Annotated in this window: 15 protein-coding genes and 1 pseudogene; 2 read left to right on the top strand and 14 right to left on the bottom strand. The window is 61.5% G+C overall.

Annotated features, from left to right (window positions below):
- Nucleotides 1–112 precede the first annotated feature (112 nt).
- Complete coding sequence (locus OOZ51_RS21750) at nucleotides 113–1222, bottom strand: FAD-dependent oxidoreductase (protein ID WP_265982028.1); 1110 nt, start codon at nucleotides 1220–1222, stop codon at nucleotides 113–115.
- 225 nt (nucleotides 1223–1447) lie between these two features.
- On the opposite strand from OOZ51_RS21750, the gene OOZ51_RS21755 reads away from it, so the two are divergent.
- Complete coding sequence (locus OOZ51_RS21755; RefSeq protein WP_265982030.1) at nucleotides 1448–1894, top strand: DoxX family protein; 447 nt, start codon at nucleotides 1448–1450, stop codon at nucleotides 1892–1894.
- A gap of 5 nt (nucleotides 1895–1899) precedes the next feature.
- On the opposite strand, the gene OOZ51_RS21760 is transcribed toward OOZ51_RS21755, so the two are convergent.
- The 9 genes and pseudogenes from OOZ51_RS21760 to OOZ51_RS21800 form a co-directional block, all read right to left on the bottom strand.
- Nucleotides 1900–2397, bottom strand: coding sequence for a uracil-DNA glycosylase family protein (locus OOZ51_RS21760; protein ID WP_265982046.1), 498 nt, complete (start codon nucleotides 2395–2397; stop codon nucleotides 1900–1902).
- A gap of 843 nt (nucleotides 2398–3240) precedes the next feature.
- The gene (locus tag OOZ51_RS21765) at nucleotides 3241–4419 is read right to left on the bottom strand and encodes a DUF320 domain-containing protein (protein WP_265982031.1); all 1179 of its coding nucleotides are present in this window, start codon (nucleotides 4417–4419) and stop codon (nucleotides 3241–3243) included.
- A gap of 120 nt (nucleotides 4420–4539) precedes the next feature.
- Nucleotides 4540–5553, bottom strand: coding sequence for a hypothetical protein (locus tag OOZ51_RS21770; RefSeq protein ID WP_265982033.1), 1014 nt, complete (start codon nucleotides 5551–5553; stop codon nucleotides 4540–4542).
- A 207-nt stretch (nucleotides 5554–5760) separates the two neighbouring features.
- Nucleotides 5761–6831 (bottom strand): Gfo/Idh/MocA family protein, encoded by a 1071-nt coding sequence (locus OOZ51_RS21775; RefSeq protein ID WP_265982034.1) that lies wholly within the window; start codon nucleotides 6829–6831, stop codon nucleotides 5761–5763.
- 108 nt (nucleotides 6832–6939) lie between these two features.
- Nucleotides 6940–7200, bottom strand: a pseudogene (locus tag OOZ51_RS21780) (ATP-binding cassette domain-containing protein); the annotation flags it as partial.
- Nucleotides 7201–7366: 166 nt separating this feature from the next.
- Nucleotides 7367–8467 carry a substrate-binding domain-containing protein gene (locus OOZ51_RS21785; RefSeq protein WP_265982036.1) on the bottom strand — a complete coding sequence of 367 codons (1101 nt, stop codon included), beginning with the start codon at nucleotides 8465–8467 and terminating at the stop codon, nucleotides 7367–7369.
- A gap of 51 nt (nucleotides 8468–8518) precedes the next feature.
- The gene (gene mmsB, locus OOZ51_RS21790) at nucleotides 8519–9787 is read right to left on the bottom strand and encodes a multiple monosaccharide ABC transporter permease (protein WP_265982037.1); all 1269 of its coding nucleotides are present in this window, start codon (nucleotides 9785–9787) and stop codon (nucleotides 8519–8521) included.
- Nucleotides 9788–9831: 44 nt separating this feature from the next.
- Complete coding sequence (gene mmsA / locus OOZ51_RS21795; protein ID WP_265982039.1) at nucleotides 9832–11388, bottom strand: multiple monosaccharide ABC transporter ATP-binding protein; 1557 nt, start codon at nucleotides 11386–11388, stop codon at nucleotides 9832–9834.
- Nucleotides 11389–11526: 138 nt separating this feature from the next.
- Nucleotides 11527–12717: an ROK family transcriptional regulator gene (locus tag OOZ51_RS21800; RefSeq protein ID WP_265982040.1), complete on the bottom strand. Its 1191-nt coding sequence runs from the start codon at nucleotides 12715–12717 to the stop codon at nucleotides 11527–11529.
- A gap of 243 nt (nucleotides 12718–12960) precedes the next feature.
- Here OOZ51_RS21800 and OOZ51_RS21805 point away from each other — a divergent pair, with 243 nt between their 5' ends.
- Nucleotides 12961–13770, top strand: a complete 810-nt coding sequence (locus tag OOZ51_RS21805) for a nitrilase-related carbon-nitrogen hydrolase (RefSeq protein WP_265982041.1) — start codon at nucleotides 12961–12963, stop codon at nucleotides 13768–13770.
- 25 nt (nucleotides 13771–13795) lie between these two features.
- Here OOZ51_RS21805 and OOZ51_RS21810 read toward each other — a convergent pair whose 3' ends face one another.
- From OOZ51_RS21810 to OOZ51_RS21825, 4 genes are read right to left on the bottom strand one after another with little or no spacing between them, the layout of a single operon-like run.
- Nucleotides 13796–14332 carry a hypothetical protein gene (locus tag OOZ51_RS21810; protein WP_265982043.1) on the bottom strand — a complete coding sequence of 179 codons (537 nt, stop codon included), beginning with the start codon at nucleotides 14330–14332 and terminating at the stop codon, nucleotides 13796–13798.
- Complete coding sequence (locus OOZ51_RS21815) at nucleotides 14329–14646, bottom strand: hypothetical protein (RefSeq protein WP_265982044.1); 318 nt, start codon at nucleotides 14644–14646, stop codon at nucleotides 14329–14331. Before OOZ51_RS21815 ends, OOZ51_RS21810 begins: the two co-directional genes overlap by 4 nt.
- On the bottom strand, nucleotides 14630–16057 hold the full coding sequence (locus OOZ51_RS21820) for a hypothetical protein (RefSeq protein ID WP_265982045.1): 1428 nt from the start codon (nucleotides 16055–16057) through the stop codon (nucleotides 14630–14632). Before OOZ51_RS21820 ends, OOZ51_RS21815 begins: the two co-directional genes overlap by 17 nt.
- Nucleotides 16058–16729 (bottom strand): ATP-binding cassette domain-containing protein, encoded by a 672-nt coding sequence (locus OOZ51_RS21825; RefSeq protein WP_265982047.1) that lies wholly within the window; start codon nucleotides 16727–16729, stop codon nucleotides 16058–16060.
- Nucleotides 16730–16844 lie beyond the last annotated feature (115 nt).

Here is a 16844-nt window from a genome sequence, read left to right on the forward strand (position 1 = left end):
AACCCCAGCCAACCGGCTCAACCAGCTGCTGCAGGCAGCCTAAACCCGAGCGTTGCTCTGACCAGTTGACTTTGCCGAGCCCATAACGACAACAACTGCGGGTTAGTTGCGTCTAGGCGCGGCTTCGGGCGGTGAAGCGGCGCGGCGCGTCAATCCCGTCGACAAGATCGGCAAGCACGCGGCCGATAGCCGGGGTGAACTTGAAGCCGTGCCCGGAGAAGCCCGCCCCGATAACCAGGGGGCCAAAACGATCGAGCACGAAGTCCTCGTTGGCTGTGCTCGTGTAGGTGCAGCTGATGGGAACCCCCGAGTCGGCATCCACACCCGGCAGCCATTCACGGACGTAGCGCCGGAGAGCCTCCAGCTGGACAGGTTCGGGTTCAAAGGTGCGCGCATCAGGATCCGTGACGGGCCCGACTCCGTGCCAGCCGGCCTTGACCCCTTCGCCCGGCGTGAGCATTCCGTAGACGGCGCTGTACCAAAAGTCGTCGCGGGGGTCGCCGGGGTCGGGCGCGTGGTTGAAGCTCGGCCAGACCTGGAAATCGTTGATGGGCGTGAAGTGGGCGGGCTGTTCCTGGGTGACCACCAATCGGGGGAGAGGCACGTGCGTCCCGATGAGCTTGCTGGTCCAGGCACCGGCCGTAACGACTACCCGGCGCGCCGTGATCTCTTCTGAATCAGTCACGACGACGGCGCGATCCTCGCCGAGAACGCGGATGTCGCGAACGGGGGTTGAATACTCGAACCGTGCACCATGGGCCTCGGCCGATGTGCGCAGGGCCCTAAGCGCCTCAGCTGCACGAACACGGCCCGATTCAGGCACGAAGAGGACATCGCTTCGGAACACCATGCCCTGCCAGCGCTCTCTCGCTTCCCTGGCTGAGATGAAATGGCTTGCGATGCCCCGCTCCACGTGCGCGGAGCGGACCTCCCGGAGCCGGGCGACGTTGCCATGGTTGGCCAGCCCCACAAGGTCCAACAGTTGTGTTCCGGTTTCTTCTGCCAGCCCATCCCAGAGACCCCTGGCCTCGCTGACCAGGGCAAGGTAGTCGTCCTCCGCATATGCCGTGTTGAAGTTGCGCGTCGCGCCGTGGGAAGCGCCTACATGGTGCCCCTCTTCGAACTGTTCGAGGAGAACCACCGATCGCCCTCGGAGAGCGAGCTGCCACGCGGCAGCCGATCCCATTGCGCCTCCGCCGATCACGACGACGTCAACATCCATCCGGATTCACCTATCCTGTCCGGGCCTCCCAGCGAGGCCCACTGCAGCTTCCATTCTGCGCCCACCAGCTGACGCCCAAGGTGAGAAGGCAAGCGCCGCAGCGACGGCTTGCTCGGCTGGTCTCTTGCGGGCGAAGGCACAAAGCACGACGACGGCGGCTTGCTTGACGCCGTCGTAAAGGGCCGCCGTTTTGAGCTGTGCCGTTGGCATGGAAGATTGGACCGAGTGAAATTCCTCCTTCCTTCGCAGACCTCATCCTCGCGGGGCATCGCGTTTCTGCGGGTCGTGTTCGGCGGCCTCTTGCTGCTGCATGGAGTCCAGAAGCTGGTGGCCGGGCAGCCGGCTTTTGAGGCAACCATCGCCGCGATGGGGGTTCAAAAAGCGGAGCTGATGTCCTGGCTGGTCATCTGGGGTGAGACCGGGCTAGGCGCACTCTTGGTGCTCGGCGCCCTGACCAGGGTGGCCGGCTTCCTGGCCGCTCTGATGTACGCGGGGATCTGGTTTGTCACCGAATCAGGCAAGCCCTTGTTGAGCGATAGTCCCGGAATCAACGCTGAGCTGCTCGTTCTGTATATCGCGTTGGCGTTGGCGTTTGCCTTCATCGGTTCCGGGGCGGCCTCGCTGGACCGGAAACTGTTTGCCGGGAAGCCGGCCCGGAAGTCACGGCGCTAGGAGCCCTAGCGCCGTCCGGCCTGGAGACCCGCGCGGGCCATGGCGTCCGCGTAGGATCGGCCCATGTCGATCAGCCATTCCGTCTGGCGTTCCTTGGAACCCGCGAAGGCGCGCCCGTGCAGCGATCGGGCCTTATAGACCTTCAGTCCGCGGCGCCAGATCAGGGGGTTGTCAGTCTTGAGGAGCATCTGCGCCAGGCGGTTGGCTTCCGTGCCGTGGGCAACGATCGCCGAGGCGCGCGGAACGAGTTTGAGGAAACCGATCAGCGGCTTGAGGCCCGCGCTGACCTGCTCGGGAGTCAGCTTTCCGTTCGCCTCACCAGGGGTGAACCACGGGTGGGCGTTCCAAGGCATCATCCATTCGGGGCGCAGGCCGAGCTGGAACTGAAGGCCCAGTAGCCGGGTGGCGGCGCCGTCGTCGCCAGCCCACACAACCCCTCGCGGGGAGGCCTCGCTCGTGTTGGAGAACAGGGTGACAATCCGGCAATCCTCCACCGAGTGCATCGGATCCACATAAGGGACATCGAAGCCCGGGCGGAGCTTGCGGAGGAACTCCACATGCTCGTTGACCGAGGCGATGTGAGGGGCGAAGAAGGGGCTGTCAGGAGCCGCAAGAGCCTCGGCTTCTTCGGTGGGAGCCTGTTCGAAGCTTGCCGGTTCGACGACGGCCGGTTCGACGGCGGTCTCGGACGGCGTCTTTTCGGCGACGGGAGCCGCTGTTGCGGCAGCGGCCTTCGGAGTGTCTTTCCTGGCCGGAGCCTTCTTCTCGGCCTTGGCCGGGGCGTCGAGGTCATCCTCGCCGTCGAACAAACCGTTGAACAGCTTGTCGAGCTCGTCGTAGCCGCTACTGCTGCCGTAGTCGTCGTCGAGTTCGGGGCCGTGCCCGAAACCTTCCTCGTACCGCGAGTCCAGTTCGCTGCGGTAATCCTCGTCGTAGTCCTCGAAATAGTCCGGTTTGGCCAATGCGGTCATGAGGGTGGGGGTCTCCTCGGGTCGGGCAGGGGCCGGTACGGGGCGCGCGGGGGCACGCCCGTTCCGGGCCAGTTGATGGGAGGCTCTCCGGGTTGCCGGTTGAGCCTTTAGATCTTAGCAATCCAAACGTGGTCTGGTGTGCTTCCGCCGTTCATCTGACACGGAATGCGGCCCAACACCGGGGCTTGGAGGAGCAGCGATGCGTCGAATATCACCCGCATGCGCCGCCGAGGGTGTAACGCGCCTAGGGTGTGTTGCCAACTCCCCAAGGCCTTCGTGATGCCACGCATCGGCTCCTCCGTGGGGCTGTATGCCCTGCGGAGGAGCCAATGATCGGGCTGCGATCCAGTGAGGTGAAACAGCCCTCGCCGGTGATTATGCAGGAATGATCGCCCGGATCTTCCGGCTGCCCACCATCACGACGAGTCCGCCCAGCAGCAGGGCCGCTGCCAACAGCAACCACAGGCCATTGAAGCCAGTGCTAGCGAGGACCGAGGTTCCCGCTCCAACAACGGCTAGTGCAGTGGCCCCGGCGACCCCGGCTTGCATTGCAGTTCCTGTTGAAGGAAGGGCGGCAGCCGGGTCGACGAAGCCTTGAGCGTTGACCGGTGCGTTCATGACCGGCGGCGTGACTACCGACGGGTTCACGACGTTGGAGGGCAAGCCCAGGTCAACCGAGGCGGTGCCGACCGGGATCGGCAGGCCCAGGGGTGCGGTGAGTCCGGTACCCAAGAGGGATCCATGATCTCCGGTGATGCCCGTCGGCGTGGTCCCGAGGAGGCTGACGGAGGTGTCGCCGACCGTGACCGGAGCGGTGACTCCGGTGCCGGTGGTGGTGCCTGCCGGGGTGGTTCCGAGGAGGCTGACGGAGGTGTCGCCGACCGTGATCGGAGCGGTCACCGGTGCCGTGACTTGGGTGCCGGTGGTGGTGCCTGCCGGGGTGGTTCCGAGGAGGCTGACGGAGGTGTCGCCGACCGTGACCGGAGCGGTGACTCCGGTGCCGGTGGTGGTGCCTGCCGGGGTGGTTCCGAGGAGGCTGACGGAGGTGTCGCCGACCGTGATCGGAGCGGTCACCGGTGCCGTGACTTGGGTGCCGGTGGTGGTGCCTGGCGGGGTGGTTCCGAGGAGGCTGACGGAGGTGTCACCGACGGTGACCGGAGCGGTCACCGGTGCCGTGACTTGGGTGCCAGAGGCTGTCCCAGAGGTGGAATTGCCAAGAACCGCCAGAGAGGTGGCTCCAATATTAACAGGGACCGATATCGGAGCCACCGCCTGGGTTCCGGACGGGACAGCTGATCCGCCGGAACTAGTCGCCGGGGCCGCAGCCGGGGCGAGTGCAGGGGTGGTGGTCGTGGCGCCCGAAGTACCAAGTACCGTGAGCGACGTCGACCCGACGTTTACCGGAATGGTCACCGGTGCAACGACTTGAGTGCCTGAGACGGTGCCTTGCGCAGTTGCAATAGTGTCTGCCGCATTCGCGGCAGTTGCGCCGAGGGCTATTAACCCACCGGCAAAGAGGGTGCCAAGCAGCCCCTTGCGAATAATGCTGTGCATTTTGTTTTTCTCCTGAACGAGTAGTTCCTAGAGGCGTCCACAAGAGCATGTGGGTACGCCCGGATTAGCCATCTGCCGCCGTCCAGAATTGGCTTCTGGGAAAGCGGCGCGAGCTCGGAACTAGTCGGGAGAAGAACCAGGGTCAAACGACACCGGAGCCGGAACTCTACCGGCAGCAGCCGTGGACACGAGGACCCCGGCAAATGGGTAAAACAGATTCATGCTCGGGAGCCAGGCGGTAGCCGCTCCCGAAGGATTGCTGGGAAGAGCTGCTGAGCTGTTTCCGACGTCGCCATTGCTTGGAGTGCCGTCAGGGAATATCCCATCAGACGGCGACGCCGGCACCGCAGGATTCCCGTAACCAACGTATTGGACGGTCGCGTTCCAAGGTGCGTTACGCAGGCGAGGCGGGCCATAGGTTCGAACGAGGCCGACCAGCGGGTCCGCGACAGCCTGCGAGATCGCGGAAGCCGTCGAAGTATCAGCAACGGACACAAGTCCCGAGGGTTGCTCGGAAGGAATTGCACCCGTTCCGAGGTTGCCGGGGATACTTACCGGCAGGTTGCCGATGGAAAGCCCCTCCACGGTGGAGTCGACAGCACGCAGGGCGGGGGCAACAGAGCCACCAACCAACGAGCCGACGCCTGACCCAACCCCATCAACTGCACTGGCTGCCGGAGACAAAACGGGTGCGGTCACGGCGTCAACGGTGCCTTCAGGGATGATTTCCTCGACTATCGGCGCACTGGCCACACCCCGGTCGATTGCCTGGGTCAGCCGCGGTAGTTCGCGCCCAACGGACGGTGGTACCTGGACGGCTGGTAGTTGTACCACCGGAACCGGAACCGGAACCGGAACCGGAACCGGAGCGGAATCCACTGCCGGAGCCGGTACGGATGCGCCACTCGCCGAAACGGGGTTGCCCGGGGTTCCGGTAATTCCGGCGGTCGCGTTGTGCACAACGTTTGTCACGGCCGATTCTGCGCCGCCCAGAAGCGTGTGGTTGGTAGCGCTACCGGAATCAGCATTGGCAGCTGTGGAGGAGAGGGCCAGCCAAACGACGGCTCCGGCGCCAGCGAGCATGACGGAGCGGAGAACATGAAGAACGCGCGGATTACCTCGCACAGCTTCCATCTCGACACCCCCCAGCGTCCGCTTGGATTGACGATCGCTCCCATCGTAGGACTGGACTAGTTAATTAGTCCAGACGTAGGACGGGTCTATTTAGTCCAGAGGTTAGGACGGGTAATGACCGCAACTGTCACGCAGACAGGGAAACGTGACAAAAACCAACCGACGGTATGGAAACCGCTCCGATGGACGACGATTTCGTCATTCAGCTCACCGGGCGTCGTTCGCGTACCGGACTCCGAGCTGGGAGCGGACCCCGTCGAAGAGGCGCATCGTGTTCAGTGAATCGTCCAAGGGCATCACCGGACTCTCAGTCAGCCCTTGTTGGATGCAGCGTGTGACCTCTCGCAGTTCGTAGGTGTAGCCGATCCCGATCGCGTCAAAGCGCTCGGTCCGGGGCTCGTCCCAGCCAGTTCGAATCAGTAGCTCGCGCGGATTGTTGATGGACCCTTGCGTCTGGAGGAATCCCAGGGAGCCAGCAACGGAAGCCGATCTTGGCCCGTGGGCCAGCAACGAAGAGGTCAGTTGGGCGATGGCTCCACTGTCGTAAGCCAGCGTGAGCGCATTTTGGGAGTCGACGCCGTCGTCCGTCAAGGCGCCTACTGCGCTGACTGACTGCGGGAAACCGAGGGTGCCCAGAGGCCACAGCAGCGCATACACGGTGAGGTCCAAAAGAGCTCCACCGCCGTCGGCCGGGGCCCAGATCCGGGCCGAGGGGTCGTAGGGGGCGGGGAATCCCAAGTCAGCGCTGACCCACTTGATTTCGCCTAGTTCGCCCGACGCGGCGATGGCGAATGCCCTCTGGATGCTGGGCAGGAAGCGACTCCATACCGCCTCCATAAGGAACAATTTCCGTTCTCGCGCCAAGCTGACCAGCTCCGCCGCCTCTCGGCCGTTGATGGTCAGAGCTTTCTCGCACAGGACATGCTTGCCCGCGTTGAGGGCATCCCTGACGATTTCGAAATGTTGGGCGTGCGGGGTGGCCACGTAGACCACGTCGACGGCGTCATCAGCGAGTAGCCGCTGGTAGCCGGGCATACCGCCGTCGTCCCCGTAGGACTTCGTGACCCCATGCGCGGCAGCAAAGGCATCCGCGGATTCCTGGCGCCGGGAACTCACGGCGTAAAGGTTCGCGTCCTTGAGCTGGGCGAGGTCGCCGCTCACGGTTTTGGCGATCCCTCCTGTGGCGACAACGCCCCAGTTCAGAGCCTTGCCGGTGGCTGCGCGAGGATCCTGGTTCGGCTGGCTGAACAACCACGGCTTGGCGATATGCGGACTCATGCGCCCTATCCTCTCATTCCGCCGCACGCGTTATACAGCGGGGCTCAACCGGGCACGGGCCGGGAACCACTCGATTCCCGGCCCTTTTCCGTTGTTTGCGAAACGTGATCACGCCCCTGAGGCGACCCTCGGACGCACAGTTTCCTCGCTCAGTTTGCCCTGCTGAAGCCGGAGGCGGCGCTCGGCTTTCTGGGCCAGGCTCCGGTCGTGAATGACCACCAGAATGGTGGTGTTGTGGTCCCGGCTCAACGAACTCAGCAGTTCGATGATGTGTTCACCGGTCTGCTCATCGAGATTGCCGGTGGGCTCGTCGGCCAGGATGAGCTTGGGCTCATTGGACAGCGCCCGGGCAATGGCAACCCGCTGCCGGGCAGCCCGGCCAGGCTGACTCCGTCCACCACCACGTCCCCGCTGGTGGGCTTGTCCAGGGTGCTCACGATTCTCCTTTTGCACCTGGCCCGCGCCGGACGCGACGACGGCGGCCACCCCCTCAGAGGGGATGACCGCCGTCGTTGTGGTGCCTGAAGCGCCAGTACTACTTGGTGAGCGGGCCGAGTACCGGATCGTCCACGTAGGCCGTCTTCACGTTGTCCTTGGTCACGATAACCGGGGGCAGCAGGTATGCCGGTACGGTCTTGACGCCATTGTTGTAGGACTTGGTGTCGTTGATCTCCAGCTGCTTGCCCGCCTGCAGGTCCTTGGCCATGGTGATCGCGTGCTCAACGAGCTTGCGGGTGTCCTTGTTGATGGTGGAGTACTGCTCACCTGCAAGGATGGACTTGACCGACTCAACTTCGGAGTCCTGGCCGGTCACGATCGGAAGCGGCTTACCCGCTGCCTTGACCGAGGTCAGGATGGCGCGGGCCAGGGTGTCGTTCGGGGACAACACGCCGTCCAGCGAAGCGCTGGTGTAGGTACCTGCGAGCAAGGTGTCCATGCGCTTCTGGGCGTTCTCTGCCTTCCAGCCCTGGGTCACGGCCTGTTCGAACGACTTCTGTCCGGAAACCACCTTGAGGGTCCCGTCGTCGATCTTTGGCTGCAGGATGCTCATTGCGCCGTCGAAGAAGACCTTCGCATTGGCGTCATCGGGGGAGCCTGCAAACAGCTCGATGTTGTAGGGGCCGCTCGCCTTCTTGGTCTTCAGCCCGTCCAGCAGGGCCTGGCCTTGGAGCACACCGACCTTGAAGTTGTCATAGGCCACGTAGTAGTCCACGTTGGCGGTGTTCAGCAGAAGGCGGTCGTAGGCAATGATCGTCGCGCCGGCATCCTTGGCCTGCTTGAGCTGTGTACCAAGCTGTGCGCCGTCGATCGCGCCGACGATGATGACCTTGTCGCCCTTGGTGACCATGGCGCTGATCTGGTTCTGCTGCTCCGAAACGCCGCCGTTGGCGAACTGCACATCCGGCTTGAAACCTGCGCTCGTGAGCCCGTCGTTGAACAGCTTCTCCGCCAGGACCCAGTTCTCGCTGGTTTTCTGGGGGAGCGCGACGCCGATCGAGGAACCCTTGGGGAATGCCTCACCGCCGCTTGATGAACCACTGGTGCTGCCGCTGTCCGTACGGCCGCAGGCCGTCAGCGCCAGTGCCGCGATCGCAGCTACTGCTGCTGCCTTTCCTGCTTTACCAAACATTCGCATAACTTGGTTCGCTTTCTTTGTTGTGGATGGAACAAGTCGTCTTGAAGCCGATCAGGCTTCCTTCGAGATGACTTCCTTGGTTGAGGTTGTCTCGTCCGGAGCGTTTTCGCTGCTCCGGCCGAAGTTCTTCATCATCATTCCGATGATCGATTTCTTGCCCTGGGTCTTGTTGTAGACGTCGAAGGCGACTGCGGCTAGCAGCACGAGGCCCTTGATGATCTGGGTGAGGTCCGCGCCGACGCCGAGGAGTTGGAGGCCGTTGTTGAGGACAGCCATGACCAGACCACCAACGATGGAGCCGATCACGGTGCCCACGCCACCGGTGACAGCGGCACCACCGATGAAGACGGCGGCGATGGCATCCAGTTCCCAGCCGACGCCGTCGAACGGACCTGAAGCGGTGGAGCGGCCAACGAAGATCATGCCGGCGAGTCCCGCCAAGATGGACATGTTCATCATGACCATGAAGTTGACCTTCTTGGACTGAACCCCGGAGAGTTCGGCCGCGTGGCGGTTGCCGCCGACTGCGTAGATGTGGCGGCCAATGACCGTCTTGGCGGAAATGAACCCGTAGATCAGGACCAGGACGGCCAAGATGAGTCCGGGGATCGGGAAGGACGTGCCCGTGCGGCCGGTGGCGAACAGGTAGGTGGCGTAGAGGATGGCTGCGTTGATGAGTACAAGCTTGGTGATCATCACCCAGGTTTCCGGGACTTCCGCACCCAGAGCCTGGGCAGTGCGGCGAGCACGAATTTCACTGATAATCACGAAGGCAACCGCGATAAGTCCCAGGAGGACCGTCAGGTTGTTGAACCCTGTTTTTGGCCCCACTTCGGGCAGATAGCCGGAACCCAGGAACTGGAAATCCTCGGGGACCGGAACGGTGTTGGACTTGCCGACGAACTGGTTGAAACCGCGGAACAGCAGCATGCCCGCCAGGGTCACGATGAACGCCGGAATGCCGACGTAGGCCGTCCAGAACCCTTGCCAGGCTCCGATCAGGGCACCAAGCAGGAGCCCGAACAGCACGGCTGCGTACCAGGGAAGGTGCCAGTCCCTGATGGCAAGCGCCACCGAGATACCGACGAAGGCCGCAACAGAACCCACGGAGAGGTCGATGTGGCCGGCGATGATGACCAGGACCATGCCGATGGCCAGGATCAGGATGTAGGAGTTGCCGTTGAAGAGGTTGATGACGTTGCCCGGGGTGAGCGTGCGGCCCGAGGTAAAGATCTGGAAGAAGATGACGAGTGCAACCAGGGCGAAGATCATGCCGAATTGGCGGGTGTTGCCACCGAATAGCTTCTTGAGCGCGTTCATTGTTTTGGGTCCTTGTGTCCGTGTGGTTCTGGAAATGACCGGGGTCAGGCGGCTTTGCGGCTGGATGTCATGAGCTTCATGAGGCTCTCCTGGCTGGCTTCGTCCTTGTTGAGTACGCCAGTGATGGAGCCTTCGAAGATGGTGTAGATACGGTCGGAGAGGCCCAGCAGCTCGGGGAGTTCAGAGGAAATTACAATCACGCCCTTCCCCTGGTTGGCCAGGTCTTGGATGATTCCGTAGATCTCGTACTTGGCCCCAACATCGATTCCGCGGGTGGGTTCATCCAGGATGAGGAGGTCCGGATCCGTGAACATCCATTTGGCGAGCACAACCTTTTGCTGGTTGCCACCGGAGAGCTTCGATACCCCTTCCTCCACTGACGGAGTCTTGGTGCGCAGCGACTTCCGGTATTGCTCGGCCACCATGAATTCCTTGTTGGTGTCCACAACCATTCCCCGGCTGATCTTCTTCAGGTTGGCAGACACCGTGGTGGTCTTGATGTCGTCCAGGAGGTTCAGCCCCAGGCTCTTGCGGTCCTCGGTGACGTAGCCAAGACCGGCGTCGATCGCCTGCCGGACGCTGCGCATGGTGATCGGCTTGCCGTCCTTGTACACCTGCCCCGAGATGAACCGGCCGTAGGAATGGCCGAAGACGGAGCGGGCAAGCTCGGTGCGGCCGGCACCCATCAAGCCTGCGAATCCCACGATTTCGCCGCGGCGCACATGGAAGTTGGAGTTCTTGCAGACCAAACGGTCCTGGATCTGGGGATGCCCGACGTTCCAGTCCTTGACCTCGAAGAACACCTCGCCGATGGTCGGCGTGTGATCCGGGAACCGGGACTCGAGCGTCCGGCCAACCATGCCCTTGATGATCCGGTCCTCGTCGACGCCGTCTTCCTTCACGTTGAGCGTCTCGATGGACTTGCCGTCGCGGATGATGGTGATCTCGTCCGCGATCTGCTCGATCTCGTTGAGCTTGTGGGAAATCATGATGGACGTGATGCCCCGGCCCTTGAGGCCGAGGATGAGGTCCAGGAGGTGCTGGGAGTCCGATTCGTTGAGCGCGGCAGTCGGCTCGTCCAGGATGAGCAGCTTGACGGACTTGTTCAGGGCCTTGGCGATTTCCACCAACTGCTGCTTGCCGACGCCGATTTCCTTGATGGGGGTATCCGGGTTCTCGCGAAGGCCTACCCTGGCGAGCAGTTCGATTGACCGCTTGCGTGCCTCGGCCCAATCGATGATGCCGCGGCGGACGGGTTCGTTGCCGAGGAAGATGTTTTCCGTGATGGACAGCTCGGGGATCAGTGCCAGCTCCTGGTGGATGATCACGATTCCAGCCTGCTCGCTGGCCCGGATGTCCCTGAACTGCTGGACTTCCGCCTGGTACACGATGTCGCCGTCGTAGCTGCCGTAGGGGTAGACCCCTGAAAGCACCTTCATCAACGTGGACTTTCCTGCACCGTTTTCGCCGCAGATAGCGTGGATCTCGCCCACCTTGACCCGGAGGCTAACGTCCGAGAGCGCCTTCACGCCGGGGAATTCCTTGGTGATGGACCGCATCTCGAGAAGGATCGGGTCCTGGTGCGTTATGGGGGTCGACATACCCTTGCGCCTCCAATGTTTGACGTCGTTGTCGGCCCGCGGATGGCGAGCCTACCTGATGAGAAAGTAAACTGGATCACACCGCTTGTCGTCAAGACTTTAACGCAAGACGGCGATAACAGCGTGGTAACGAAATGTTCAGGACTGCTTGATACCGGCGTGCTGGAACACCAAAGCGGCCGCCCCGAGGGCCTCCGCCCGGGCGCCTAAGGACGACATGGCCAAGTGCGTTGTTTCGCCGATCACGGGCACCGCATGGCGGACGAGACCGCGCCGGATCGGGTCAAGGAGGATGTCGCCCAGGCCGGCCAGCGGGCCGCCCACCACGATGACTTCCGGGTTTATGAGATTGGCCACATTGCCCAGGGCACGCCCCACGGCGAGGCCGGCGTCGTCCACTACCCGGAGGGTTGCGGGGTCCCTCGCCAGGGCGTTTCGAACGATGTCTGCAGGTTCGAGGTGCAGGCCGGAACCCTTGCCGAGCAGCTCGATCATGGTGGTGGTTGAGGCCATGGTTTCCAGGCAGCCCCGGTTGCCGCAGCGGCAGATGGCACCGTATTCGTGGATGGTCGCATGGCCGATCTCTCCCGTGATTCCGACCGCCCCGTAGTAGGGCGCGCCATTGATGATGAGGCCCGCGCCGATGCCGGAACCGATCTTGAGGAACATGAGGTTGCTGATCCCGCTGTGCGGCCCCCACGTGACCTCGGACAGGGCCCCCAGATTGGCGTCGTTGTCAACGTACACGGGCAGATTGAGGGCTTCCTCGAGCCGTTCGAGAATCTGGATTCCCACCCATTCGGGCAGGATGGCACCCTGCGCTACCGTGCCGGAACGGCGGTCGATGGGGCCAGCGATGCCGGCGCCGGCGCCCACTACCGCGCTCCGGTCTACGCCGCTTTCCAGCAGCAGTTTGTCAAGGAGTGCGACGGCGGCGCTGATGCCCTGTTCAGCGTGGTGGCCAAGGGGGAGGGTGACAGTTTCCTCGACGATGACGTGATAGCCCAGCGACGCCAGGACGACCCGCAGGTGGCGCCGGCCAAAATCGATTCCGACAGCCACGGCGCCGTTGCTATTGAGCCTGACGTTCAGGGCCCGGCGTCCGGAGCTGGTGATCGGTTCGGTGGAGACAAGCCCGGCATCCTGCATGATCTTGACGATGTTGGACACTGTGGCCGTGGAAAGGCCGGTTTGCCTGGCGAGTTCGGCCTGGGTGGATGGGCCGCTCAGCAGGCATTCGATGAGCCGCTGTTGGTTCAGGTGGCGCAGCGCTGATTGTGAGCCGGGGTTTTTGCGGTGGCTCTTCGTCGAGCGGGATGTTGCAGGCATGAAATGAAGCGTGCCCCAAATCACAGTTGCAGTCAAGAAGTTAACGCAACAGTCCAAAAGTTGCGTCGGCATCATGAACTATGCGCCCGATTTGTACGAACCATCCCCGTTCGGCCCTCCGCAGGTCCATTTGTCCTTCGTGAGCGGTCTGCTGCTGGCTACGCTGGAATTACGAGGAATCCCCGGTATATGTCTCCCAAGAAAGCTTGCCGGGGGATGCAAGGTGCTATTGAGGTGGTAAAGATGCTGCTGTCTGTCCTGCAGGCCAACGCTGTTGTCCTGGACATCGACGCCAATCTGGAGGCAATCGATGCGGCGGCACAACGCGCAGCCGCAGCCGGGTCCGCCCTTCTGCTGACCCCGGAGCTCTTTCCCGTGGGCTATGCGCCGCTGCGGCTCCACAGCGAATTTGACTCGTCGGCTCTTCCCGGTGTCCGGCAGCGACTTGCGGATATCGCCCGGACACACGCAATCGGACTTGTCTACAGCCTCCCCGCACCGGCCGCCGCCGGGGGCTGGCACGTCTCCGCCACGCTCCTGGACGCGCGCGGAACCGTGCTCCTGGACTACAACAAGGTGCACCTCTTCGGCGAGGAGGAGCGCAAAGCGTTCTCTGCCGCCCAAGCAGCTCCCGCCGTCGTGGACTTCAACGGCGTCAAGGCGTCGCTGTTGATTTGCTACGACGTCGAATTTCCGGAGGCCGTCCGCGCCGCGGCAACGCGGGGCGCCGAACTTCTGCTGGTTCCCACAGCCCTGTCCGCAGGCTTCGAGGCCGTACCCCAGGTATTGATCCGTGCGCGTGCCCTGGAAAGCCGGCTGAACGTGGCCTACGCCAACCACAGTGGGCACGAGGACGGCTGCGACTTCCTCGGCGGAAGCGTGGTGGCCGGTCCGGACGGCTCGCTGCTGGCTGCCGCCGGTGACGGGGCCGAACTGCTGTTCGCCGAGATCTCCACGGAAAGCGTCAAGATCGCGCGGGAACAAGTGCCGTACCTGCGCGAACGCCGCCCGGAGCTTTACCGCGAGTGGGAAGAATCTGCCCGGAAAGGTTGAGAGCCCGAATGAAGCGGACGGCAGCTCAGCGGTTGGCTCCGGGGGAGCGTAGGCCAACCAGCCGGGCCCACCTCCTGATTCCGAATAGGAATCCGCATCCATCACCGAAGAATGGCAGAAGGAAGATGGCATGCAACAGGAACCAGTACTGCAGGGTTGAACTGGGTATGAGCAGGGCAATCAGCCCTCCGACCAGGCAGGATGCACCCGGGCCCAGTAACGCCACGGTTGCGATCTGCCACCCGTAGAGACGTCCGACGGGAATGATGGAGAATCGGAGGACGCCTGCCGATACAACGACATGGGAAACGCCATGAAATAGTCTCATGCCAACAATGTGAAACCACTCGTGCACCAGAAAGCCGCCTAACAGGCAAAGTACATGCGCGAGCAGCCAGAGGCTCACCTGGAAAAGTGCCGAGTCGCCCGTCTTGGCAGCAAGCGCAGCGCAGGTTGAGAAGCCGAGAACCATGGCCCCAAGGGGCCATCTGCACGACCACATGAGGCGCATGAGTACCAGGCTGGCGGTCGCATCCCGGAGGGCGATCGGGCGAACGGTCACCCCTGGCCTGTTCGCAGAAGGCGCTCCTTGTGGAGCTTCAGTCGTTCCAAGGCTGAGGCAACGGCGATATAAAAAACCAGCAAACCTACGAAGATCATGGCGATGGGCAGGCCGTTAGATATCCCGATTTCCAAGGCCGTGGCTCCGTTGGCCTGTTGATGTGGCTCAAAGAAGAGTGCGCCGAAGAGGCCGAACTTTCTGACGCCTATTTCTGACGCTGAGAACATCGTGGTGATGAGACTCGCGACGACTACGATCATGGTGGCAATAAATGAGACCGTCAGCCCAGCGATGAATCTAAGCAGCCATTTCATGACGTGCGATCCTTTCCATTCTTTGCATACCCAAGATGCTGTAAAAGACGACCAGTAAGTTAAGTGCGGCGAAAATCACGGCACTGATAATCGGATCGAGATTAAAGACATTCAAGCCGAGCCCTACAATCATGACAATTATCGTCGTGAGTAGTATTCCTATAATCACCGTAAATGGATTTCCCTTCTCCGGAGGGAATGCGATCCCAATCAACGTTGATATGAGAATGTTGCTCACGCAGAACCCTGCCACCGGAAGGCACGCTTCGAAAGAAACTCCCTGTACCGTGGAAATCGCCGTGATCGGAATGCCCACGGCCACTAGGAGGACACCCTGTGAACCCACGAGGCGCAAGTAGTTCGCGATGGTGCTGCCCGGGTAGATGACCATGCGTCGCAAGGGCTCCGAGTTGGAAAATGCATAGACTCCTTGAAAGGTAATGAGAGCAAGAGCGTAAGGCGGCAACACCAAGTGCTGGATCCAAGCGAAGACCGAATAGACGATGACGAAAGAGACCGCAACCATCGTTTCGAAACTGCGAAACAAGACCAGCACGTAAACCCCGAACTTACGTGCTGCGAGCCATGAAGGTAGAAAGACGAAGAAGCGACGCATGGGGACGTAGTTCCTGGGTGCGGCCGCTACCACTGCTGGAATGAGTGCAGCTGATGAGGCAAGCAGCACTAGGGTGGAAAGCCAGAGTCCGATGTCTTTCTGCAACTTTGCGTAAAGCAGGACCGGCGCAAAATAGTCACGCCCGTAAACGTAGCTTTCGGCGATCTGGGTACTCAGCTCGTTGGTTTGGGGAAAGACAACGGCCAGCCCAAGGGCCAGCACCATCGGAACTACTAGACCGCGGAGCCGGGCAATCCTGAGGGCCAGGAGCGTACGCTCGAGGAGATAGTAGCCGAGACTCAGAAGCAGGTAGGTTGAAATCGCGGGGAACCAAATGGACGTCAGAACTCTCGGAATGTAGTCCGGACCCTCGATCAGTACCGTTGAGATGGAGAAAGCACCAAAAACGAAGACTGTCATGAGGAGAACGAAGGACGACTCGAAGAGCGCAAATGCCAAAGTCCTTTCCTTATTTGTCACTGGCAGATTGAATGAGAGTTTCAGAAGTTCGTCCGCCTTCATGAACAGCACCCGAATCAGCGTGTACGCAATAAGGACCCAGAATCCGACGGATGCGTTGGATACTTGAAGGACCGGTTCGAGTAGGCCTGTTCCGCCGAGATACTGCCGCATAACCACATAGCTCAATACGTTGAATCCGGCGAACGCGGCAAGGGTAAGGAACAGGGCAGAAAGCCGCGCGGTTTGGCTAGCCAACAATCCTCGTCCCAGAACGCGTCTCACGACGAAGAGCCAGAACAGTTGAAACAGCAGAACTACGCTCTTGAGGCGCATTTACGGTGTTTCCATTGCTTGGGTAAATTCGTTGGCAAGATCAGCTATCGTTCCGTGGTCTTGGATGACTTTCCCGACAGGAGCCTGAACCACCAAGGCTCCTTGGATGAGAACTGCTAACTCGTCAGCGATGTGCTCCAACATTGTGAAATCATGACTGCAAAGCAGAACCGATCGGCCTTCTTTGGCGAGTCCGCGGATATCGCGTTCGAAGACGTTGACTGCGTCGATGTCGACGCCGTTGAGCGTCTCGTCGATTACCGTGAATCTTCGTCTGAGCATGAATGCGGCGATGAGTTGCAGCTTCTTCCTCATCCCGTGTGAGTAGTCCTCGATCAAATCCCGGTGCCTGTCGCGCATTGAGTATCTGGTGAATTGCGCCGTCAATGCGGTGTGATCCAGAGGTTCTCCATAGAGTCCATGCATGAAGCGCAAATATTCCTCCCCCGTGAGGAATTCAGGAAGGTAGTCATTGCTAGACAAGTAGATCGACGACATCTTGGCGTCGCGGCTCTGGCTCGTGTGGGATCCGATGCAGACGCGGCCGCTTTGAAGTTGAAGCAGATCCAAGATGACCTTTATGAGGGTGGATTTTCCAGACCCATTGGGGCCAATGAGTCCCACCACCTGGTTCTCGGCGATCTTGAACGAGACGTCATGGAGTACTTGGATTCTCGAGTTGTAGGAGTAATTGAGGTTGTCGACGCTGAGTTGGTTGGGCCCCCGTTAGCAGTCCAGCGTCTATGCGATAGCTAATTGGTTTTCTTGCGTCCAGTTTTCCCAGTAG

The sequence above is a fragment of the Arthrobacter rhizophilus genome (genome assembly GCF_026241105.1).
Lineage (GTDB): Bacteria > Actinomycetota > Actinomycetes > Actinomycetales > Micrococcaceae > Arthrobacter.

Excerpts from the sequence above, each read along its gene's own strand:
- OOZ51_RS21820 (WP_265982045.1), bottom strand. The coding sequence starts at position 16,057 with ATGCGCCTCAAGAGCGTAGTTCTGCTGTTTCAACTGTTCTGGCTCTTC.
- mmsB (WP_265982037.1), bottom strand. The coding sequence starts at position 9,787 with ATGAACGCGCTCAAGAAGCTATTCGGTGGCAACACCCGCCAATTCGGC.
- OOZ51_RS21750 (WP_265982028.1), bottom strand. The coding sequence starts at position 1,222 with ATGGATGTTGACGTCGTCGTGATCGGCGGAGGCGCAATGGGATCGGCT.
- OOZ51_RS21770 (WP_265982033.1), bottom strand. The coding sequence starts at position 5,553 with ATGGAAGCTGTGCGAGGTAATCCGCGCGTTCTTCATGTTCTCCGCTCC.
- OOZ51_RS21785 (WP_265982036.1), bottom strand. The coding sequence starts at position 8,467 with ATGCGAATGTTTGGTAAAGCAGGAAAGGCAGCAGCAGTAGCTGCGATC.
- OOZ51_RS21805 (WP_265982041.1), top strand. The coding sequence starts at position 12,961 with ATGCTGCTGTCTGTCCTGCAGGCCAACGCTGTTGTCCTGGACATCGAC.
- OOZ51_RS21800 (WP_265982040.1), bottom strand. The coding sequence starts at position 12,717 with ATGCCTGCAACATCCCGCTCGACGAAGAGCCACCGCAAAAACCCCGGC.
- OOZ51_RS21765 (WP_265982031.1), bottom strand. The coding sequence starts at position 4,419 with ATGCACAGCATTATTCGCAAGGGGCTGCTTGGCACCCTCTTTGCCGGT.
- OOZ51_RS21775 (WP_265982034.1), bottom strand. The coding sequence starts at position 6,831 with ATGAGTCCGCATATCGCCAAGCCGTGGTTGTTCAGCCAGCCGAACCAG.
- OOZ51_RS21815 (WP_265982044.1), bottom strand. The coding sequence starts at position 14,646 with ATGAAATGGCTGCTTAGATTCATCGCTGGGCTGACGGTCTCATTTATT.
- mmsA (WP_265982039.1), bottom strand. The coding sequence starts at position 11,388 with ATGTCGACCCCCATAACGCACCAGGACCCGATCCTTCTCGAGATGCGG.
- OOZ51_RS21760 (WP_265982046.1), bottom strand. The coding sequence starts at position 2,397 with ATGCACTCGGTGGAGGATTGCCGGATTGTCACCCTGTTCTCCAACACG.